This window comes from Consotaella aegiceratis (assembly GCF_036541425.1).
GTDB lineage: Bacteria > Pseudomonadota > Alphaproteobacteria > Rhizobiales > Rhizobiaceae > Consotaella > Consotaella aegiceratis.
This window is the reverse complement of the sequence record NZ_JAZHFT010000005.1, coordinates 97479-119168: the sequence shown is the minus strand read 5'-3', so window position 1 is coordinate 119168 and position 21690 is coordinate 97479. Positions and strand designations below refer to the sequence as shown.

The following is a 21690-nucleotide window of genomic DNA, read 5'->3' as shown; positions in this document are numbered from 1 at the left end:
CCCCGTTCGGGCCGAGGCGAGTCGAACTGTCCGTTGTGGCGCGGCGGCAGCGGCTGCACCGGGCAGGCGCCGCTATCGAAGCGGGCTCAGTTCAGGGCGGACTGGCTGATATGATTCCTGATCGTGCGCCGGAGCTGATCCGCATCGTGTTCGCGCAACGCCTTGACGATCTCCAGATGCTCGCGCCCGGATTGTTCCATGCGCTGGCGGGTCGACCATTGCGAGGCCGGCGCCGGGGACGTGCGCAGACGCAGTTCGTCGACCAGTTCGACGAGGCTGCGGTTCTGCGTCGTCCCGAGCAGAACGCGGTGGAAGCTTAGGTTGGTGTCGTAGATCTCGACCATCGTGCCGACGTCGAGAAGCGCCTCGAACCGGCGGGCGAGCGCCTCCAGTTCGACGATCTGATCCTCCGTGGCGTTCGCCACCATTGTCTCGACGGCCGCCGTCTCGATCATGATGCGGATGTCCAGAATCTCGCGGGCCGCCGCGTCGTCCTCGTCGTGGACATAGTAGCCCCGGTTGGGCTGGTACTGGATCAGGCGCTTGCTCGCCAGATGCTCCAGCGCCTTGCGGATTTCCGAGCGGTTGGCGCCGTAGCGCTGCTGCAGGTCGATCTGCTTGAGCCACGTGCCGGGCGAGAATCGTCCGGCCTGGATATCGCGGGCGAGCCGTTCGGCGACAGGGTTCGAAGCCGCCGCTACCGCGTCCGATGGTTTATCCATGAGCCGAGTGTCCCCTTGCCGTGCAGGCCGCATACCTGCTTGAAATTTAGACATGCATATCGGTTGCACATAGAGGCAAAGCATGCATTATTGGCACCAATTTTAGTGCCAATACCACGCCGCCCCTCCGCCGGCATAGGTCGCGCGCAGATCGAAATGCGCAAAACCGTTGGGCGTGGGCGTGCGGCAGCAAGGAGTAAGCCCGTGGCCAACGCGAACGAAATCTGGGGCTATGTCGACGCCCTGAGCGACGCCTTCGTGGGCTTGAGCGATCGGGTCTGGGAAACGCCGGAGCTGAACTACGGCGAGACGCGGTCCTCCGCCGAGCATATGGCGATGCTGGAAGGGCAGGGCTTCAAGGCGGTGAAGGGCGTCGCCGGCATTCCCACCGCCGTGATGGGCGAAGCCGGGGAGGGCGGTCCGGTGATCGCCATCCTGGGAGAATACGACGCCCTGCCGGGGCTGAGCCAGGAGGCCGGCGTCGCCGAGCATCGGCCGATCGAGGCCGGCGGGGCGGGGCACGGCTGCGGCCACAATCTTCTCGGAGCGGGATCGATGCTCGCCGCCGCCGCGGTCAAGGATTGGCTGGCCGCCAAGGGTCTCAAGGGCCGCGTGCGCTATTACGGCTGTCCGGCGGAAGAGGGCGGCTCGGCCAAGGGCTTCATGGTGCGGGCTGGCGTCTTCGACGACGCCGACATCGCGATTTCCTGGCATCCTGCCCCCTTTGCCGGCGTCAACAAGCCGATCTCGCTCGCCTGCAACGAGATCGTTTTCATCTTCACGGGCCGGGCCGCTCATGCGGCTGCGTCGCCCGAACTCGGACGCAGTGCGCTCGACGCCGTCGAACTGATGAGTGTCGGCATCAACTACATGCGCGAGCACATGCCGTCCACGGCGCGCATCCACTATGCCGTGATCGACTCCGGCGGCGTTGCCCCCAATGTCGTCCAGCCCCGGGCGGTGGTGCGCTATCTGGTGCGCGATCGCGAGTTGCCGGCCATGCAGGCGCTGGTCAGGCGCGTCGAGAAGGTCGCCCAAGGCGCCGCCTTGATGACCGAGACCATGGTCGAGAGCCAGATCGTCAGCGGCGATGCCAACCTGATCGGCAACACGCCTTTGGAGGCGCTGATGCACCGGCATCTGGAGCATCTCGGCCCGCCGCAGTTCGACCAGGCCGATCGCACCTTCGCCCGCGAGATCCAGTCGACGCTCAGCCAGGAGGATATCGAGGCCGCCTATGCCCGTTTCGGGCTGGAGCCGCGTCTGGATGTTCCGCTGTGCGACGCAGTCACTCCGCTCGGCGCAGGCGACGGCACTCATGTCGGCTCGACCGACGTCGGCACCGTGAGCTGGGTCGTGCCCACGGTGCAGATGCGCGGCGCCACCTATGCCGTCGGCACGCCAGGTCACTCCTGGCAGCTCGTCGCCCAGGGCAAGATGCCGGCCGCGCACAAGGGCATGGAGCACGCCGCCAAGGTGATGGCTGCGACCGCCGTCGCGCTGTTTTCCGATCCCGCCGAGATCGAGGCCGCGAAGATGGATTTCGCCAAGCGTCGCGCCGGCCGGCCCTTCGTCAATCCGATCCCGGACGGCGTCGAGCCGGAGCTGCCACGGGCCGTCGAACCGGCCGCCCGGTGATCGCGGTCGTGCCATCGGCCGGGGCGGGCAAGTTCCGGCCTGCTTCGCCTTGCGCAGGATCGCCCGTTTCTTTCGTTCGACGTCGAGCCGGCGAACCAAGACTGCAATGTTTGTCCACCGAAAGGGGCCTCCCATGACGAAGACCACCACCATGCTTGCGATCCTGGCTGCCGCGACCGCGGCCGTCTGGTCGGGGGCCGCTTCGGCCAAGGACTGGAGCCACGTCAAAGTCGGGATCGAGGGCGCTTTCCCTCCCTGGAACACGATGGACGCCGACGGCAAGCTGGCGGGCTTCGACGTCGATCTCATCAACGACCTGTGCGCCCGCGCCGAACTGGAATGCGAGCTCATCTCCGGTCCCTGGAGCGGGATGATTCCGAGCCTGCAGGCCGGCAAGTACGACGTCATCATGACGATCGGCATCAACGACAAGCGCAAGGAGGTCATCGACTTCACCACGCCCTATGCCAACGGCGTGGCCTCCTTCCTGGTGCCGACGGACTTCGCCGACATGCCGATGACCGGCGAGCGGCTGAACCTCAACGACAAGGACAAGGCCGATCCGGTGATGGACGAGATCGGCGGGATGCTCGACGGCATGTCCGTCGGCGTCGTCCAGTCGACCAGCCAGGAACAGCTGATCAACGCCTATTTCGGCGATGCCGTCACGGTGCGCACCTATGCGAATTCCGGCGAGCGCGACCTCGACCTGAGGGCCGGGCGCATCGACGCCGGCTTCGACAGCGGCATCTACGAGACCTCCATGCTGTCGGAACCCGGCAACGACGATCTCAAGATGACCGGCCCGCTGCTCAAGGGGGCGATGCTGGCGACCAACGTGGCGCTCGGCTTGCGCAAGGGTGAAGACGACCTCGCGGCGATCTTCAACAAGGCGATCGACGAGGCCGCCAACGACGGCACGATCAAGGAGCTGTCGCTCAAATGGAGCAAGCTCGATCTGACGCCCGAGCAGTCTCTGTCGAAATAGACCGCCCAGCCTGACGCGGCGGCCTCTCGGGGCCGCCGCGTCACCATCGAAAGACGGTTCTTCGAGACCGACGCCAGCCACGGAACGCGATGCAAAATCCGGGTTTTTTCGAACTGATGAGCTTTGGCCCCGGCGGATGGGGGCCCGTCATGCTGTTGGGCGCCTCGGTCACGCTCGCGCTGGCCGTGTGCGGCTTTGCCATCGGAGCCGTCTTCGGCGCGATCGCCGCTTTCGCCAAGGTCGCGGGCGGCCCGATCGCCCGCACGATCGCCGACGTCTATACGACCGTGCTGCGCGGCATCCCCGATCTGCTCGTCATCTATCTGTTCTATTTCGGCGGCAGCTCGGTGCTGACCTCGATCGGCCGTCTGTTCGGCTATGAGGGCTTCATCGGCCTGCCGGGCTTTGCCACCGGCGCCATGGCGATCGGCCTCGTTTCCGGGGCGCAGCACACCGAAGTCTTCCGCGGCGCCTATTTCGCCGTCCAGCGCGGCGAGATCGAGGCGGCCATCGCCGCCGGCATGCACCGGTTCCTGCGGTTTCGCCGCATCATCGCGCCGCTGGTCCTGCGCCACGCGCTGCCGGGCCTCGGCAATGTCTGGCAGATCATCCTGAAGGAATCGGCCCTGGTATCGGTGACCGGCGTCGTCGAGCTGCTGCGCCAGGCCCAGGTCGGGGCGGGGTCGGAGCGCCAGCCCTTCACCTTCTACTTCGCCGCCGCCATCCTCTATCTGGTCATCACCAGCCTATCCAGCTTCACCTTTCAGCGCGCCGAAGGCTATTTCAATCGCGGTGTGAGGCGGGCCTGATGGATTTCGCCTTCCTCGGAGAGACCCTCCTGACGCTGCTGCCCGGTGTCCCGCTGACACTGGAACTGGCGTTTCTCTCGACCTCGCTCGGGGCCGTCCTGGCGCTCACGCTGGCCCTGATGCGGCTGTCGAATATCCCGCCTCTCGACTATCTGGCGCGCGCCTACGTCTTCGCCTTCCGCGGTACGCCGCTGCTGGTGCAGCTGTTTCTGATCTATTACGGCCTCAGCCAGTTTCCGGCCGTGCGCCACTCGTTTCTTTGGCCGCTCCTGCGCGAGCCCATGGGGTGCGCCATCATCTCGCTGACGCTCAACACCGGCGCCTATGCCAGCGAGGTGGTGCGTGGTGGTCTCCTGTCCGTGCCGCACGGCCAGGTCGAGGCGGCGCGGGCGGCCGGCATGTCGGGCCTGCTTCTGTTCCGCCGCATCGTGCTGCCGCTGGCGATCAGGCAGGCGCTTCCCGCCTACGGCACGGAACTCATTCTGATGGTCAAGGCGACGTCGCTGGCCTCCATCATCACGCTGATGGAGATCACCGGTCTGGCCGCCAAGCTGATCTCGGAGACCTATCGCGTGATCGAGGTCTTCCTGGTCGCCGGTGCCATCTATCTCGTCATCAACTTCGTCCTGACGCGCATCATCCAGGGCCTCGAATACTGGCTGACGCCGCATCTGCGGGAACGGCCGGCGGGCGCGGTGATGCCGACGACGGGACCCGTCGGAGAACGCGCATGAGCGAAACGCAGAGTGCTCGACCGAAGGTCGCGGTGCGACTGACCGATCTGCACAAGACCTTCGGAACGTTGGAAGTGCTGAAAGGCATTTCGCTCGATGCGCGAGAGGGCGAGGTCGTCTCGGTTCTCGGCGCCTCGGGGTCGGGCAAGTCCACCATGCTGCGCTGCATCAACATGCTGGAGGTTCCGACCGACGGCATCGTCACGGTGGGCGACGAAACGATCACCCTGGTCACCGATCGGCGCGGCCGCGTCCGTCCGGCCGACCGGCACCAGGTCGACCGGGTGCGCACCAAGGTCGCCATGGTGTTTCAGTCCTTCAACCTCTGGTCTCACAAGACGGTGCTGGAAAACGTCATCGAAGCGCCGATCCATGTGCAGCACCGTCCGCGCCGCGAATGCATCGAGGAGGCTGAGGCGCTGCTCGAAAAGGTCGGCATCGCCGACAAGCGAGAGCACTATCCGGGGCACCTGTCGGGCGGCCAGCAGCAGCGCGCCGCGATCGCCCGCGCGCTGGCGCAACGGCCCGACGTGATGCTGTTCGACGAGCCCACCTCGGCGCTCGATCCCGAACTCGTCGGCGAAGTGCTTCGGGTCATGCGGGGCTTGGCCGAAGAGGGGCGCACCATGCTGGTGGTCACCCATGAGATGGGGTTCGCCCGCGACGTATCGAGCCGCGTCGTCTTCCTCCACGAGGGCCTGATCGACGCCGAGGGGGCGCCCGCAAGCCTGTTCAACGGAGGCGGCTCGGAGCGCTTCCAGAGATTCATCGCCGGCTGAGCCGGCCTTCACCACGCCCAGCATGGGGCTGCGGCGGCAACCGAGAAAGGGAATGGAGCATGAAGAGCTGGGCTCGTTTCATAGGCGTCGCGATGACGGCCGCCGTGATGCTGACGGGGCAGGCGGTCGCCAAGGAGTGGAAGACCGTCAACATCGGCACCGAAGGCGCCTTTCCTCCTTGGAACTCGACCAACGCTGACGGCACGCTCGAAGGCTTCGAGATCGATCTCGCCGACGATCTCTGCAAGCGGATGAACGTCGAATGCCACTACGTGGTCCAGGCCTGGAACGGCATCATTCCGGCGCTTCAGGCGGGCAAGTTCGATGTCATCATGTCGGGCATGTCGCAAACGGAAAAGCGCAAGGAGGTGATCGACTTCACCCAGCCCTACGGTTCGACGGGGCAGACCTTCGGCGTGCTGAAGGACAACGAGCTCGCCGATCTGCCGCTGGAAGGCAAGGTCTTCTCGCTCGGCTCCAAGCCCGAAGAGGCGGAAAAGGCGATCGAGGAAATCAAGCCCTACTTCAAGGGCAAGGTCATCGGCGTGCAGTCGTCCTCGATCGCCGAGGGCTTCCTACAGAAGTATTTCGCCGACGTCGCCGAGATCCGCGAATACGGCAAGACCCAGGAACACGACCTGGATCTGATGGCCGGCCGCATCGACGCGATCATGGCCTCGATGGCCTATGTCTCGACGGCGGCCAAGGACCCCGGCAACGAAGGTCTGGAGCCGGTGGGACCGCGTTTCCAGGGCGGCATGCTCGGCATGGGCTCGTCGATCGGCCTGCGCAAGGGCGATGACGATCTGAAGGCCATGTTCGACAAGGCGATTGCCGCGGCCAAGGAAGACGGCACGATCAAGACGCTGTCGGAAAAGTGGTTCGGCTTCGATGTGACGGTCTACTGACCGGCACGCCGACAACTGACCCGGTATGAGAGCGAAGGGCTCGTGCTGCCGGGGAGCATTCGCGGCCGGGGCGGTGAAACGACCTCTGGCCGTCTGACCGATCCAGGCCGAGACCCGCCCGACGACGTTCGGGCGGGTCCGGCTTTCCGGCCGAATGAGTGCCGGGCGTCGGTCCTCTTGCCGGACCGCCAATCGGTCGCCGCTCGGTGGCCGCCGGCTTCTGCGGCAACTCCAGCCTGCCCGTCGAGCCCGATTTCGGCGTGACCTGGGTTCTTCAGCCTAGTCGCTGTCGGGCGATGCCCCCTCCACGGTGTCGGCGAACTTGCGCATCAGGCGCACCAGTTCATCGATCTCGTGGCTATCCCAGGTCCTTAAAGCCGCGCGACCGATCTTCTCGCGGGCGGCATCGAGGCGATCGGTCATCGCCTTGCCCTTCTCCGTAACGACCGCTTCGCGCACACGCTGATCGGCGGCGCTCTTGCGGCGCTTCACCAGCCCGAGACTTTCGAGCCTGGCCATCTGCCGGCTGACCGTCGTGTAGTCGCGACCCATCCGCTCCGCGGCGTCCACCACGCCGATCGGTCCGTAGCGCTCGATCCCGACAAGCAGCGGAAACAGCGTTCGGTCCAGCGCGATCCCCGCCTCGCGGATCAGCGCCTCGTCACCTTGCGGGCCGTTCATTATCGTCACGATATCGAGCAGGGCGCCGTGCAAGGTGCGAAGCTGAGCGCTGATATGCGCATCTTTCGTCGTTTTCCGTGACGCCATGCCGATCTCCTACTGTGTGCAGGTAACACACATCACGGCTCTCTCGGCAACGGATTCCATAGCTCCTCGGGTGGTCCGTCCGATGCTGCCCCAGGACCGCCGCGACGATAGTACAACCGCGACATCCGCTCTTTCCTCGTCGCCGTGCCACGATGCCAATCGCAGAGGAGGATATGTGCGATTTGCATATTTTCTTGACGATTTCGGTCGCCAGATATATGCAAAAGGCACATATTTGGTGAAAGGAGCGCTGCGATGAAGGCAGCCATCGTTCAAAGCCCGGGGCAGCCGCCGGTTTACGGCGAAATCGCCGCGCCCCTGCCTTCTCCAGGAAAAAGCTGCGTGACTGTAACGGCGGCCGCGCTCAGCCATCTGGTCAGAGGCCGGGCCTCGGGCCGGCACTACAGCGCGACGGGCGAATTTCCGTTTGTCGTCGGTGTCGATGGCGTCGGACGGCGCGAAGACGGGACGCGCGTCTATTTCGTGATGCCCGAAGCCCCCTTCGGCAGCATGACGGAGCACACCCTGGTGGACTCGGCGCGGTGCGTCGCGTTGCCGGACGATCTGGACGACGTCACGGCCGCGGCGATGGCCAATCCCGGCATGTCGTCCTGGGCAGCCCTGGTCGAACGCGCCCGCCTGAAGGCCGGAGAAACCGTTCTCGTCAACGGCGCGACGGGCGTGTCGGGGCGCCTAGCCGTCCAGATCGCCAAACATCTGGGCGCGGGAAAGGTGATCGCGACCGGGCGGAACCAGGACTCCTTGCGTGAGGTCGCGGCGTTCGGCGCCGACGTCACGATCCCGCTCGTCGAGGACGGCGAGGCCCTGGAAAAGACTTTTATGGCCGAATTTGCCGACGGTGTGGACGTCGTCCTCGACTATCTCTGGGGCCACAGCGCCGAACGCCTGCTGATAGCCGGAGCGAAGGCGGGGCAGCAGGGGCGTCCCATCCGGTTCGTCGAGATCGGCGCGATGAGCGGGCAGGAGATTACGCTGCCTGGCGCCGTCCTGCGCTCCTCGGCCATCGTATTGATGGGAAGCGGGCTCGGCAGCGTTCCGCTCGAGCGCTTCGTCGAGGCCATCGATGGCGTCTTCCGGGCGGCCGTTCCAGCCGGGTTCAAGATCGCCACGCGAACGGTCCCGCTTTCGCAGGTTGAACGGGTCTGGCTGGAGCCGGACGGTGCCCACCGCATCGTCTTCACGATGAACGGGCAGGCATCGTGACGGCTGGCGCTACTCCCTGGCGGAAAAGCGCGCCGTAAAACCCGGGGCGGAGGTCGGGCAAACACCGATCGCGTCGACGAGGCGATGGCTGCCGGCGGGCAGGCGGACCATGAGGAACGGAACCACCGTGCGGGCCGACACCACATTGCCGTGGGTCCGGCCGCACCAGCGCGGTTCCTTCCCATGACCGTCGAGGCTCCGAATGGCCGAAATGCCGTTCGCGCCCTTCACGATCACCGACGCGCCCAATTCAGGCTCGATTGCGGCTCGTCCGGCATCGGGCGCGAGGATCTCCGCCTCCTCGTACCACCGATCGACGGCGAAGCCGGTGTGGACGACGATCGCCGGCCGATCGAGAACGAAGACATGGGTGCGCGTGCAGCAGCCGTCGTCGAGCACGTCGATCGTCGTCTCGACCGTCTGGCGGCCCGAGCGCCACAGCGCCTTGAGCGTCGATCCATCGACGCTCGCCGTCTCGTTGTGCTGGCGCATCTGCCAATTGGCGCCATCATCGAAACTGAAGGCCAGGATATTGTCGCCGAAGCTCGGTGCCTCGGTATTCTCTGAATACTGAAGCGAGTTCACCTCCATGCCGAAGCAGGTCGAATAGGCGAACTTGTTGTATTTGTCGCTTTGCACCTTGCGATGCACCGGAGCCGCGTAGTGGACGATGGAATGGCCGTCGACCCGCTGCGCGATACTTTGGCTCGCCGGCATCGGATAGATCGTCTTGGGATAGGCGACGGGCTCTTCCTCGGCCGCCCAGAACGGCGAGCCTTCCGGCAGCATCAGCGGAAAGAAGGCCTTCATCGCCCAATAGGGCGAGGTGGGTGAATTGTAGGTCTCGCAGACGACGAGATTGGGATAGGCGTAGCCGCGCGAGAGCAACCCGTCGGCGGTGAAGATCGGCTTGTTCCGCCACGAGCGGATCTGGCGCGCCCAAAGCCCCTTGATCTGCCCGATCGGCAAGGGTGTCAGGCCGGCGACCGGCAGCATGCCCCAGAAGGCAGCGGTGGCGAAGCGGTAGGTCAGAGACCGGCCCTGGGCCAGACAATCGCCGTCAGCGGCGAACCAATAGGAGAACGGCTCGGCGAAGGCCTCGGCGCGCTCCTGGAAAAGAGAGGCCTGCGACCCCTCCTGATCCGTCAGGAGCCCGTAGAGCAGGCCGTAGAAATGCATGGCGAAGCCGCCATAATGGTCGACCGTCTGCGCCTGGCCGTCGCCGTACCAGCCATCGCCCCGATACCAGTGGCTCAGCCGATCGAGATAGGCCGCCTCCATCGCCGTATCGACGAGATCGCCCCGCCCGACGGCCTTGAGCGCCTGCTGGACGAGGACGGTGAAGAACAGCCAGTTGTTGGCCGGCATGCGCGGACCCTGGATGCCGGCGAGCCAGCGCGTGAGATTGTCCTTTTCCCGCGGCGCCAGCGGATGCCAGCTCTCATCGGGCAAAAGCGCCAGGAACAGGGCGATCGCCGCCATTTCGCAGCTGCGCTGGTCGATGTCGCCGGTGGCGCCCCAGAATTGCGGATGATCGGGATCGCTGCCGTCGACGATGATCCGCCGCAACAGCGGCCAATGCTCGAAGGCGCCGCCGCCCAGAGCCAGCGGCACAAGGCCCCAAAGCGGCCGGGCGATCCCTTCCAGCGAACTCGCCTTCATGTCGAAATGAGCGCCGCCTTCGTCGAGGTCGAGTGCTGCACCCTGCCTCTGAAGATAGGGCACCAGCGGCTCGAACAGGCCGACGACGCAGCGCTGAAAATCCGACCGCGTGGCGAGCGAATTGTCTGAAAAGGTCTTTGAAAACGGCATGACGCTCAGCCTGAAACGGAACGGGGTCGTTCGATTTGCCTCGGCCGACCACCGCCGTGTGGCCAAGGCACGGCGGGCGGTCGCAATCCCTAGAGCACGCCGAACAGGCGCGGCAGGAAGAGGCTCATCTCGGGCAGGTAAGTCACCAGCAACAGGCCGATGAACTGGATCGCGAACATCGGCAGGAGCGGCCCGATCACCCGCGTGATCTTTTCGCCCGTGATGCCGCAGGAGACGAAGAGCACGGTGCCGACCGGCGTCACGATGCCCATGCACAGGTTGTAGACCAGCATGACGCCGAAATGCACCGGGTGGATGCCCAGCCCGGTCACCACCGGGAACAGGATCGGCGTGAAGATCAGCATGGCCGGCGACATGTCCATGAACACGCCGACGATCAAAAGCGCCACGTTGATCAGCAGAAGGATGATGTACTTGTTCTCGCTGATGCTGGTCAGCATCTCGCCGATCGTGTCGGGAATGCCGGCAAAGGTCATGCTCCAGCTCATCAGGCCGGAACAGGCGATGAGAAACAGGATAACACCCGACGAGGCGATCGTCTGGGTGGCGACCAGGATCAGCTTTCGGGGCGAGAGGCTGCGATAGAAAGCCGCCAGCACCAGGCTGTAGAGGACGGCGATGCCGGATCCTTCCGTGGCCGTGAAGGCGCCGCCGACGATGCCGCCGATGACGAGCACGACCAGAAACAGGCTCGGCACGGCCCGCACGAAGATGGTCACCAGTTCGGAGGCCGAATAAGGCTCGCGGTCGCTCTCGTAACCGTTCCGCTTGGCATAGACCGCCGCCACGATCATGACGGAGACGCCCATGATGATGCCGGGCACGTAGCCGGCCAGGAAGAGCGCCACGATCGAGGCGCTGCCGCCGGTGATCAGCGAAAACACGATGAAGGCGCCGGTGGGCGGGATCAGCATGCCGGTCGGCGCCGACGCCGCGTTGACCGCCGTCGTGAAGGCCATGTCGTAGTTCTTCTCGCGGGCGATGGGCGCGATGATGCTGCCGATGGCGGTGGCCGCCGCGATGCCCGAGCCCGAGAGACAGCCGAACAGCATGTTGGCGAGCACGTTGGCCTGCCAGAGGCTGCCAGGGATGCGTCGGCCGAGCACCATGGCGAGGTCGATCAGCCGCCGCGCGATGCCGCCCTGGTTCATGATGTTGCCGGCCAGCACGAAGAACGGCAGCGCCAGGAAGCCGAAATTGTCGAGGCCGCTGAAGATCTGGCCCCCGACGGTCGAGGCGAGCACATCGCTGTCGATCTGAAGCGTCAGCGTGAAGATGCCGGAGAGCGCCAGGCCGACGGAGATCGGCGTGCCCAGGGCCAGAAACAGGAAGAAGCTTCCGAACAGGATAATGACGGAAAACAGGCCCAGATGTTCGTAGATCAGATAGTCGTAGGTCTCGGTCCGGCGCGCGGCGACGGCCAAGGCGAAAACGACCGCCAGCCGCGCGACCATCACGAGGATCGTCCTGGCATTGGCGGGAGTGGCGGCGACGAGCCGGGTCAGTTCGACGATCTGGGAGAAGATGATGAGGGTGCCGGCGATCAGCAGCACGCTCTGCAGCGTGCCCAGCGGCACATGCAGCATCGGCGACAAGGTCAAGGCGTTGTCGGAGATCGACCAGTAGCCGCCCCAACACAGCACCGCTCCGAAGCCGAGCGAGAGCAGCGCGTTGAAAACCTGCAGCCGCTCGCGATTGCGCTGCGAGACGGCGTCGGCGACGAGCGGCAGGTTGAGATGCAGTCCCTTGAGGAAGCACAGGCCGGCGCCAAGGATGCCGAGCCAGATCAGCGAATAGCGCAGAAACTCCTCGGTGAAGCCACTCGGCGCGTTGAAGAAATAGCGTGAGATGACCTGATAGGAGATGAGCGCGCTCATCACCGCCAGCAGCGCGATCAGCAGATAGCGAACCAGGGCCGCGATCGCGCCGTGCAGGGTTTCGAGCTTTTGCAGAAAGGGGCTCCCGGGCTCGATCCCGGCCGTTTCCTGCTGCATTTCAAGTGTTCCTACCCAATATCGGCAGCTGCGGTGCTGAGGGCGCGCTTTGGTGGCCGCGATCGCCAGCCGAAAACCGTCACGGTGGATCGAGGGGCGGCCCGACGACGAGCCGCCCCGGAAGGATCAGAGCTCGCGGCCTTCGATTTCGAAGATCGCGTCGAGCAGGGGACGCTTGGCCTCGTCCTCGCGCGCCTTCTCATACATCGGTTCGACCGACTTCATCAGCGGCTCGGTATCGATATGGACCAGTGTGACGCCCATCTCGTCGGCTGCCTTCTGGGCGGCTTCCTGCTGGTGAGCGTCGCCGATCGCCAGCGATTCAGCACTGACGTGCTCGAACTCCTCATAGACGATCTTCAGATCGTCTTCGGACACGCGATCGCGGAACTTCAGGCTGGTGACGGCGAAATCCGTCAGACGGGTCTGATTGGTGTCGAGCGCCCACTTGGCGACCTCGCCCAGCTTGCCGTCGTAAAGGCCGGCCAGCCCGCCCTCGGCGCCGTCGACCACACCCTGCTGCATGCCCGCGAACAGCTCCGAGCGCGCCAGCGGAGTCGGCACCGCGCCGAAGCTGCGCAGCATCTCCAGATAGGTCTCGCTCGACATGGTGCGGATCTTCAGGCCTGCGAGGTCTTCGACCTTTTCCACCGGCCTGGAGGTATAGATGCTGCGAAAGCCCGTGCTGAGATACCCGAGCGGCACGAAGCGATGCTCCTGCGCGGAATTGAACAGGATCTCCTTGACCTTCGGGTCGTTCATGACCTGGCCGTATTCCTCGGGCGTGCGGAACACGTAGGGCAGGTTGATGACGCCGAAGGCCGGGATCAGGTTTTCCAGGGTCGCGCTGTTGATCAGGCCGACGTCGACGACGCCGCGCTGGATCTGCTGGAGATAGTCTTCCTGGCTGCCGAGCACGCCATTCCAGAAGAACTTGAACGTGACGCGACCCTCGGTGCGTTCCTCGACGCCCTTGGCGAAGTCGTTCAAGAGGTCGGCGCTGGTGCCGGCATTGGCGATGTTGGTGGCGAACTTATAGGTGGCAGCCTGAGCATTGGCGTCGAGCGCCGCGAGAGCACAGGCCGCGACCAATGCATGACGAAGTAATTTCACGATAACCTCCTACCGAGCCTGTCGCTCTCCCGGAGCACGACGGCCGTTCTTCCATTGCCCTCGCGGGCTGTCCCCGGCGCCGGTCCGGCGCCAACACGCGCGTGGATCGCGAAGCGGACCACCGTCGGCGGTCCATTTTCCCAGCGTCTCCTGCCTTAGCGCGACACGGTGCCCGCGCTCGTTCCGGCAAGACATCCCCGGCAAGCCTTCCTCATCCACGTTGACCGGGTGGACCATGCCCAACCGACCGCTTTTCGATAACATTCCTTCGCGCGAAATGTCAATGTAATTTCTTTAATTGACGAAATTTCGCGATATGATAGAAAATCACTAAACATTCCAACGTACCTTCGATTTGGCTATGGACGCTCCCTCCAGTTCGTATTTTGCTCGCCAGACCGAGTCCCGCTCGGTCGCCCATCATCAGGCCGCGCTGGAGCGCTGTATCGCGCGGCTGCGGACTGCATTGCCGATCGTCGGTCTGCGCAATCCGAAGATCGGGCGGCCCGACCACAGCTGGATCTATTGCGATCAGGGCGACTGGGTGATCGGCTTCTATTCCGGTCAGCTCTGGCTTGCCCTGCAGCTCAGCAGCGATCCTCTGTTCCAGGCCGCCGCGCGGGCGCGCCGCCCGGATTTCCAGTATGTCCTGCAAAACCGCCGGGTGCGCGACCACGATCTCGGGTTCCAGTTCTCGCTGCATTCGGTCGCCGACTGGATGATGACCGGGGACGAAGCCGCCAGGCAGATGGCTCTGCGGGCGGCGGAGGCGCTGCTGTCGCGCTTTCGCGAGGAAGGCGGCTACATCCAGGCCTGGAACCCGTATGGGATGCAGGACCGCGACCGTGCCGCCTATGTCAACGGGCGACTGATCGCCGACTGCATGCAGAATCTGGCGCTCCTCCATTGGGCTCACAAGCAGACCGGGATCGCCGACTTTTTCGAGGTGGCCGAAATCCACGCCGAAACCAGCCGTCGCCATCTCGTGCGCGACGACGGTTCCAGCTTCCACACCTTCCTCTTCGATCCGTCGACGGGCGAACCGTTGGGTGGCCGGACGCATCAGGGCCTCGCCCACGAGTCCTGCTGGTCGCGCGGCCAGGCCTGGCTGATCCACGGCTTTGCGCAATGCCATCGCGCCACGGGCAATCGGAGGCATCTCGAAACGGCCCGCCAACTCGCGGACACGGCGGAACGCCTGATGGGCGAAGATCGCGTGCCGGTCTGGGACTTCAACGCCGCAGCCGACAGCCCGCGCCCGGTCGACAGCTCGGCCGGCGCCATCATGGCGGCCGGCCTTTATATTCTGGCGGCGGACACGGCGGGTGAAGAGGCGGAGCGCTGGAGAGCTTTCGCCGACCGCGTGATCGACGGGCTCATCGAGTCCTGCGACCTGACCGAGACGCCGTCGGCGCTCGGCCTTCTGGCGCATGGCGCAGCCCATGTCCGGGCTGGCCAGACCGACACCATGCTGCCTTATGGCGACTATTATTTCATGGAAGCCTTGATGCGCTCCATCGGGCATTCGCGATTTTTCTGGTGAGCAACGCTTCCCTTCCGGGCCGCATCCGCAAACACTGGCATTCGTCGGGAAAGTTGCGATAGTTTCGCGAATCGGAACTGCCGTTGATGGCGGCCACGAGGGATTGCGGAATGAATGTGAAGACGGATGACGGGCCGACGCTGAAGGATGTGGCGGAGGCGGCCGGCCTGTCGGTGACGGCCGTGTCCAAGGTCATCAACAATCGCGAAGGCGTCAGTGCTTCCAACCGCAAGCGCGTGATGCAGATCCTGGAGGAGATGGGCTATCGCGGTCGGGGCGGCAAACCGGCTGCGGCGCTGCGGGAGCTGGAGGCCATCACCGTCATCACGCTCGACCGTTATGTGACCGACAACACCTTCTACAACGAAATCGTCGAGGGCGTTCTGGAGGAAGCGAGCGAGCAGGGGGTGCCGGCCGAATTCAACATCGTGCCGTCCGCCGCGCTCGCGGCCGGCGAGACCAACCTGCTCTGGTCGGAGGCGCCGCAGGCGGCGGTGCTCATCGGCCTCGACCGGCGCGAGGTCATCGATGCGGTCTGCACGGCCAACGTGCCGGCGGTGATCGCCAACGGCATGGACCGTTCCATGCGGATTTCCAGCGTCTCGCCGGACTACCACTTCGGCGGCTGGGAGGCGACGCGCTACCTGCTCGACCAGGGCCACAGCGACATCGTGCATGTGACCCACACGCATCGCGAATCGATCAAGCTCCGGCTGGACGGCTTCCGCGATGCCCTGGAAGAGGCCGGCATTGCATTCTCGCCGGAGCGCCATGTGCTCGATCTCGGCAGCCCGAACCGGATCAGCTTCGAGGCTCGCGAGGTCGTCGACCGGTTCCTGGCGAACCGCAACGAAATGCCCAGCGCGCTCTTCTGCGTGGCCGATATCGTCGCGCTGGCCGCGATCCAGGCGATCCAGGCGCGCGGGCTTTCCGTGCCCGACGACATCTCCGTCATGGGCTTCGACGATTTGCCCATCGGCGCGCATTCGACGCCGCCGCTGACGACCATGCAGATCGACCGGCAGGAGGTGGGGCGGATGGCGATCCGCCTGTTGATGGAGCGCATCTCCGGCAAGAAGGCGACGGTGAAACGCGTCGGCCTCAACGTCGACCTGATCGAGCGCCGGTCCGTCGCCGCCCCGTCCCGCACCTGATCCAATCCCGGAACGCCACAGGCGATCGAGCCATCAGAGAGAGCCCATCGTCGTGACCTTCTCCCGAAGGTGGGCGAGATAGGGCGCGGTGTCGAGCGTCCGTCCGGTGGCGCGGACGAGCGTCTCGCTCGGCGTCGACGAACGGCCATGGGCATGGACGTTTTCGTTGAGCCAGGCCTTCAGTGGCCCATAGTCGCCGGTCTCCAGCCCGTTCGCCACGGCCAATCGCTGCTTCGCCGCTTCGTACAGCTGCGAGGCCATGACGTTGCCGAGCGTATAGGTGGCAAACGAACCGATCATGCCCGAGGACCAGTGGACGTCCTGCAAGACGCCGAGAGTGTCGCTGGGCACTGCAAGGCCGAGATAGGTTTTTATCTTCTCGGCCCAGAGGTCCGGCAGATCGGCAACGCCGATCGTCCCCGCGATCAGCTCCGCCTCGATCTCGCAGCGCAAGATGATGTGGAGATCGTAGGTCAGCTCGTCGGCCTCGACCCGGATCAGGCTCGGCCGCGCCTGGTTGACGGCCCGCCAGAACTCGTCGGCCGAAACGTCGCCGAGCTGATCGGGAAAGGCCACCTGCAACTCGGGAAAATGGATCCGCCAGAATTGCCGGGACCGCCCGACCCGGTTCTCCAGAAGCCGCGACTGCGATTCATGCAGGCCGAAGCTTGCGCCGCCTACCGCGTAGAGATTGGCGAAGTCGGTGGTGAAGACCGAGCGGGTGAAGCCGGGGTCGATGCCCTGTTCGTAGAGGCCGTGGCCGGCCTCGTGCCAGACCGCGAAAATGCCGCCCGGCAGCCAATCCTCGCGAAAGCGACCGGTGATGCGCACGTCGCCGCGCGTGAACGAGATCTCGAACGGATGCACCGTCTCGTCCAGCCGACCGCGCGCGAAGTCGTAGCCCATGCGCTCGGCGATCATCGAGGCGAAACGCTTCTGGTCGGCGACCGGAAAACGCCGCTGGAGAAAGTCGGTGCGCGGCTGGGGCGTGGCCAGCGCCTCTTCGACGAGCGGAATCTCGACAGCCTTGAGATCGGCGAAGAGCGCCTGTAGCCGCTGCCAGTCCATCTCCGGCTCGTAAAGCGCCACCAGCGCATCATAGGGATGGTCGCGATAGCCGATCGCGTCGGCAATCTGGCGCTGCACCTCGACCGTGCGCGCCAGGACCGGTGCGAAGGCGGCGAAGTCGTTTTCGGATCGCGCCTTGGCCCAGATCGGCTGCGCCCGCGTCTTCAGTTCCGCGGCCTCCTCGACCAGTTCGGCCGGGATGCGCGACAGGATCGCGATCGCCGCCGCCGCGTCCTCGACGGCCCGGCGCCGCAGATCGTCCGGCGGCGCATCCGCCAATTCCCGTCTGGCGTCGTCGATGGCCTGCCGCATCGGCGCCCCGGTGGCCGCGTCGCGCGCCAGGGCCGTGATGGTCGCGTATTGATGGCCGCGCGCCTCGACCCCGCCCGGCGGCATCATCACGCGCGCGTCCCAGCTCAGCAGGTTGGCCACGCACAGCAGGTCATTGATACGGGCGACGTGGTTCTGAAATGCGGCGTAACTCACGGAGGCGCTCCCGAATTCGCAAATGCGCGGTTCAAGTCGGTTGGGCTTCAGCGATGCCGAACGCCGGCCGGCCGAAATCGGCAAGGTGGCAGGCGGCGCGATGCTCCGGCCCGCGCTCGGTCTGCAACGGCCGCTCGGTGAAGCAGCGCTCGAAGGCATGCGGACAGCGCGTGTTGAACAGGCAGCCGGCCGGCAGATCGAGCGGGCTCGGCAGTTCGCCGCGCGCCGCGGCCTGGCGCGTGCGCTTGGCCGGGTCCAGTTCGGGAGCGGCATCCAGCAACGCCCGCGTGTAGGGATGGCGCGGCGCCGTGAACAGCTCTTCGGTCGGCCCGATCTCGATGACCTTGCCCAGATACATCACCGCAACGCGGTGGGAGATATGGCGCACCAGCCGCAGATCGTGGGCGACAAAGATCACCGTCAGGTTCAACCGGTCCTGTAGCTGCAGCAGCAGATTGACCACCTGCGCCTGCACCGAGACGTCGAGCGCCGAGACCAGTTCGTCGGCGACCAGGACGTCCGGCTCGACGGCCAAAGCCCTGGCGATGCCGATGCGCTGGCGTTGGCCGCCGGAGAATTCGTGCGGATAGCGGTCGGCCGAATCCTGCGGCAAGCGGACGAGGTCAAGCAACTCGGCGATCCGCCCGGCGATCTCGCCCCGCTCGCGCATCCGATGCACGCTCAAGGCTTCACCGAGGATCTGGCGCACCGTCATGCGTGGATTGAGCGAACTGTAGGGGTCCTGGAAGATCATCTGGACGCAGCGGTTGAACGCGCGTCGCTCGGCCGGCGAAAGTTCGCCGATGTCGCGGCCGTCGAAGCGCACCCGGCCGTCGTCCAGGTCGAGCAGCCGCACCAGGCAGCGGGCGAGCGTCGATTTTCCGCAGCCGGATTCGCCGACGATGCCGACGGTCTCGCCGCGCCGGATCTGGAGATTGACGCCGTTGAGCGCGTTGACGGCGAGCGGCGGCTTGCCGGTCATCCGCCGCCATACGCTTTGCGGGATTTCGAAGCGCTTGACGGCCTCCTCGACCGACAGCAGCGGCGCCTTGCCCTCCACGACGCTCATCGCAGCGACATCCCGGCCTCGGCGACCTGCCGATGGTGAAAACAGGCGACGGTCCGTCCGGGGGCGAACGAAGCGAGTTCCGGCGTCTCCACGCGGCACCGGTCAGTGGCGAAGCTGCAGCGCGGATTGAAGGCGCAGCCGGACGGAATGGCGCTGAGGCCGGGCGGCGTCCCCTCGATCGACAGCAGCATCGTCCGTTCGCCGCCGCCGCGCGGCACCGAGCCGAGAAGGCCGCGCGTATAGGGATGATGCGGCTCGGCGAAGACGGCGGCGACGCTGCCGGTCTCGACGATGCGGCCGGCATACATCACTGCCATGCGATCGCAGGTTCCGGCGACGACACCCAGGTCATGGGTGACGAGCACGACGCTCATGGCGAACTCGTCGCGCAGGTCGAGGATCAGCTTCAGGATCTGGTCCTGGATCGTCACGTCCAGCGCCGTGGTCGGCTCGTCGGCGAGGAGCAGGCGCGGATTGCTGGCCAAGGCGATGGCGATCATCACCCTTTGCCGCATCCCGCCCGAGAACTGGTGCGGATAGTCGCCGAGCCGCCGCTCGGCCGCCGGAATGCCGACGAGGTCGAGCAGTTCGATGGCACGCTTACGGCGGTCGGCGGCGCCGAGCCGGGTGTGCGCCTTCAGGTTCTCCTCGATCTGGATCTTCACCGGGAGCACCGGATTGAGCGCCGTCATCGGCTCCTGGAAGATCATGGCGATCTGACCGCCGCGAACCCCGCGCAACTCGCGCTCCGAGATCGCCAGAAGATCGCGTCCCTGCCATTGTACCGACCCCGAGACGTGCCCGGCGCCGTGCAGAAGACGCATGATCGAGCGCAACGTGACGCTCTTGCCGGAACCGGATTCGCCGACCAGCCCGAGCACTTCGCCGGGCATCACGTCGAAATCGACGTGGTCGACCGCCGTCACCCGCCCCTTGGACGTGTCGAACGTCGTCGTCAGTCCCTCGACCCGGAGGGCCGGCTCGACCGGCGTTTCGGCCAGCGCGCTCATCGCTTGGTCCTCATCATCTCGGCCAGCCCGTCGCCCACAAGGCTGAAGCCGAGGCCGGTGATGACGATCGCGATGCCCGGAAAGACCGAGATCCACCAGGCCGTCGACATGAAGTTCTTGCCATCGGCGATCTGGACACCCCATTCGGCCGCCGGCGGCTGGGCGCCGAGGCCGAGATAGCCGAGGCTGGAGCCCAGCAGGATGACCAGCGCCATGTCGGTCATCCAGTAGACCACGGCCGGCGTGATCGAGTTGGGCAGCAGATGCCGGAAGATGATCCGCCCCGGACGATAGCCCATCACGCGGCCGGCATCGGCATACTCCAGGCGCTTCTGCACCTTGATCTCGGCGGCGACCAGCCGGGCGTAGAACACCCAGCCCACCACGCCGACGGCGATGTACATGTTGACGAGGCCGGGGCCGAGCACCGCGACGATGGCGATCACCAGCACCAGGAAGGGGAAGGTGATGACGGCGTCGACGATACGTCCGAACAGGGCGTCGGCGAAGCCGCCGGCATAGCCGACCAGCGCGCCGACGATGGTGCCGACGACGAACGGGCCGACGGTCGCGAAGACGGCGATCTGCATGTCGATCGTATAGGCGTGGATGACGCGAGACAGCACGTCCCGGCCGAAATTGTCGGTGCCGAACAGGTGCGCCGCACTTGGCGGCTGCATGATCGCGCCATAGTCGAAGACCGTCGGATCGTAAGGCGCGAACAGCCACGGAAAGAACGCCAGCACCAGGCTCGCCCCGAGGATCAGCCCGCCCAACAGAAACGTCCGCGGCAGGCCTCTCAAGCGGGCGGGAAGCGCGAAGCGCCGCGCGGCCGACTTGTCGATTGCGAGCGTCATTGTGCCACCCGCGGGTCGAGCCAGGCCTGGACGATGTCGGTGGCCAGGAATGTCAGCGAGACGACGACGGCCAGCGCCAGCGTCAGGCCCTGCACCACCGGATAGTCGCGACCGTAGATGGAATCGATCATCAGCCGTCCCGCGCCGGGGATGGCGAAGACGGATTCGGTGATGACTGCGCCGCCGAGCAGCGTCCCGACCTGTAGACCGAACAGCGTGACCGTCGAGATCAGGGCGTTGCGCAGCACGTGCCGCATGAGGATCAGGCGCGTGCGCAGGCCCTTGGCCCGGGCGAAGTCGACATATTCGGCATCGACGACGCCGATGATCGCCGCCCTGAGATTGCGCATCAGGATCGCCGACAGGCTGAGCGCCAGGGTCAGGGCCGGAAGGAAGAGGTGATAGAGTCGTTCGCCGAAGGTGTCGCCATAACCGCCCACCGGAAACCAGTGCAGCTGCGCGCCGAAGACCGTCAGCAGGATCAGGCCGACATAGAAGACCGGCATCGACAGGCCGACCTGGAACGAGCCGCGGATGACGGTGTCGCCGGTGCCGCCTTGCGTGGTCGCGGCGAGGAAGGCGAGCGGCACGGCCAGCGCCACGGCGATCAGAGCCGCGAGCCCGGTGAGCAGCAGCGTCACCGGCAGACGCTCGGAGATCAGGCTCGCGACGCTCACCTTGAGGTGGATCGAGTTGCCGAGATTGCCGGTCGCCACGTCCTTGACGAAGATCAGGAACTGGACCGGCAGGGGCTGGTCGAGGCCGAGTTGGTGGTTGATCCGCTCGACATCGGCATCCTTGGCGCGGTCCCCGAGGATGGCGCTGGCCGGATCGCCTGGAAGCAGCCTGACCAGCACGAAGATGACGACGAGGATAAAGGCCAGCGTCGGGATCAATTGAAGCAGGCGACGAAAAATGAAGCTGACGAAAGGCACCCGGCCGGTCCGATCTCCATTCGCATGAAGGGACGCGCGGCGATTGAAGCCGCCGCGC

The 21690-nt window shown here is 65.6% G+C and carries 19 protein-coding genes; 9 read left to right on the top strand and 10 right to left on the bottom strand.

The genetic code is table 11. From position 1 onward, the window contains the following. Positions 1-86 precede the first annotated feature (86 nt). Positions 87-722, bottom strand: coding sequence for a GntR family transcriptional regulator (locus SMD10_RS05870; RefSeq protein ID WP_331684725.1), 636 nt, complete (start codon positions 720-722; stop codon positions 87-89). A gap of 204 nt (positions 723-926) precedes the next feature. On the opposite strand from SMD10_RS05870, the gene SMD10_RS05865 reads away from it, so the two are divergent. The 6 genes from SMD10_RS05865 (at position 927) to SMD10_RS05840 (ending at position 6578) form a co-directional block, all read left to right on the top strand. Then, a complete protein-coding gene (locus SMD10_RS05865; RefSeq protein WP_331684724.1) occupies positions 927-2360 on the top strand; it encodes a M20 family metallopeptidase in 1434 nt (477 codons plus the stop codon). 133 nt (positions 2361-2493) lie between these two features. Next, positions 2494-3348: a transporter substrate-binding domain-containing protein gene (locus SMD10_RS05860; RefSeq protein WP_331684723.1), complete on the top strand. Its 855-nt coding sequence runs from the start codon at positions 2494-2496 to the stop codon at positions 3346-3348. Between the two features lie 89 nt (positions 3349-3437). Next, on the top strand, positions 3438-4157 hold the full coding sequence (locus SMD10_RS05855) for an ABC transporter permease (protein ID WP_331684722.1): 720 nt from the start codon (positions 3438-3440) through the stop codon (positions 4155-4157). Then, positions 4157-4891 carry an ABC transporter permease gene (locus tag SMD10_RS05850; protein ID WP_331684721.1) on the top strand — a complete coding sequence of 245 codons (735 nt, stop codon included), beginning with the start codon at positions 4157-4159 and terminating at the stop codon, positions 4889-4891. The genes SMD10_RS05855 and SMD10_RS05850 overlap by 1 nt, the downstream gene beginning before the upstream one ends. Next, on the top strand, positions 4888-5670 hold the full coding sequence (locus SMD10_RS05845) for an ABC transporter ATP-binding protein (RefSeq protein WP_331684720.1): 783 nt from the start codon (positions 4888-4890) through the stop codon (positions 5668-5670). The genes SMD10_RS05850 and SMD10_RS05845 overlap by 4 nt, the downstream gene beginning before the upstream one ends. Positions 5671-5729: 59 nt before the next feature. Next, entirely contained in the window at positions 5730-6578 is an 849-nt protein-coding gene (locus tag SMD10_RS05840) for a transporter substrate-binding domain-containing protein (RefSeq protein ID WP_331684719.1), read from the top strand. A 279-nt stretch (positions 6579-6857) separates the two neighbouring features. Here the strand turns inward: SMD10_RS05840 and SMD10_RS05835 are convergent, their stop codons facing one another. After that, complete coding sequence (locus SMD10_RS05835) at positions 6858-7346, bottom strand: MarR family winged helix-turn-helix transcriptional regulator (protein WP_331684718.1); 489 nt, start codon at positions 7344-7346, stop codon at positions 6858-6860. Between the two features lie 255 nt (positions 7347-7601). On the opposite strand from SMD10_RS05835, the gene SMD10_RS05830 reads away from it, so the two are divergent. Continuing rightward, a complete protein-coding gene (locus SMD10_RS05830) occupies positions 7602-8570 on the top strand; it encodes a quinone oxidoreductase family protein (protein WP_331684717.1) in 969 nt (322 codons plus the stop codon). 9 nt (positions 8571-8579) lie between these two features. Here SMD10_RS05830 and SMD10_RS05825 read toward each other — a convergent pair whose 3' ends face one another. The 3 genes from SMD10_RS05825 to dctP form a co-directional block, all read right to left on the bottom strand. After that, positions 8580-10382, bottom strand: a complete 1803-nt coding sequence (locus SMD10_RS05825; RefSeq protein WP_331684716.1) for a DUF2264 domain-containing protein — start codon at positions 10380-10382, stop codon at positions 8580-8582. Between the two features lie 89 nt (positions 10383-10471). Beyond that, the gene (locus tag SMD10_RS05820) at positions 10472-12397 is read right to left on the bottom strand and encodes a TRAP transporter large permease (protein ID WP_331684715.1); all 1926 of its coding nucleotides are present in this window, start codon (positions 12395-12397) and stop codon (positions 10472-10474) included. A 126-nt stretch (positions 12398-12523) separates the two neighbouring features. Continuing rightward, positions 12524-13510 carry a TRAP transporter substrate-binding protein DctP gene (gene dctP / locus SMD10_RS05815; protein ID WP_331684714.1) on the bottom strand — a complete coding sequence of 329 codons (987 nt, stop codon included), beginning with the start codon at positions 13508-13510 and terminating at the stop codon, positions 12524-12526. 361 nt (positions 13511-13871) lie between these two features. On the opposite strand from dctP, the gene SMD10_RS05810 reads away from it, so the two are divergent. Further along, entirely contained in the window at positions 13872-15053 is a 1182-nt protein-coding gene (locus SMD10_RS05810) for a YyaL domain-containing protein (RefSeq protein ID WP_331684713.1), read from the top strand. A gap of 110 nt (positions 15054-15163) precedes the next feature. Then, entirely contained in the window at positions 15164-16207 is a 1044-nt protein-coding gene (locus SMD10_RS05805) for a LacI family DNA-binding transcriptional regulator (protein ID WP_331684712.1), read from the top strand. A gap of 33 nt (positions 16208-16240) precedes the next feature. Here SMD10_RS05805 and SMD10_RS05800 read toward each other — a convergent pair whose 3' ends face one another. Genes SMD10_RS05800 through SMD10_RS05780 form a run of 5 tightly spaced genes read right to left on the bottom strand, consistent with a single transcriptional unit; the run spans position 16241 to position 21632 of the window. After that, positions 16241-17761: a carboxypeptidase M32 gene (locus SMD10_RS05800; protein ID WP_331684711.1), complete on the bottom strand. Its 1521-nt coding sequence runs from the start codon at positions 17759-17761 to the stop codon at positions 16241-16243. Between the two features lie 31 nt (positions 17762-17792). Further along, positions 17793-18830, bottom strand: coding sequence for an ABC transporter ATP-binding protein (locus SMD10_RS05795; RefSeq protein WP_331684710.1), 1038 nt, complete (start codon positions 18828-18830; stop codon positions 17793-17795). After that, complete coding sequence (locus tag SMD10_RS05790) at positions 18827-19840, bottom strand: ABC transporter ATP-binding protein (RefSeq protein WP_331684709.1); 1014 nt, start codon at positions 19838-19840, stop codon at positions 18827-18829. Before SMD10_RS05790 ends, SMD10_RS05795 begins: the two co-directional genes overlap by 4 nt. After that, positions 19837-20697 carry an ABC transporter permease gene (locus SMD10_RS05785; protein ID WP_331684708.1) on the bottom strand — a complete coding sequence of 287 codons (861 nt, stop codon included), beginning with the start codon at positions 20695-20697 and terminating at the stop codon, positions 19837-19839. Before SMD10_RS05785 ends, SMD10_RS05790 begins: the two co-directional genes overlap by 4 nt. Continuing rightward, positions 20694-21632, bottom strand: coding sequence for an ABC transporter permease (locus SMD10_RS05780; RefSeq protein WP_331684707.1), 939 nt, complete (start codon positions 21630-21632; stop codon positions 20694-20696). Before SMD10_RS05780 ends, SMD10_RS05785 begins: the two co-directional genes overlap by 4 nt. Between the last annotated feature and the right edge of the window lie 58 nt (positions 21633-21690).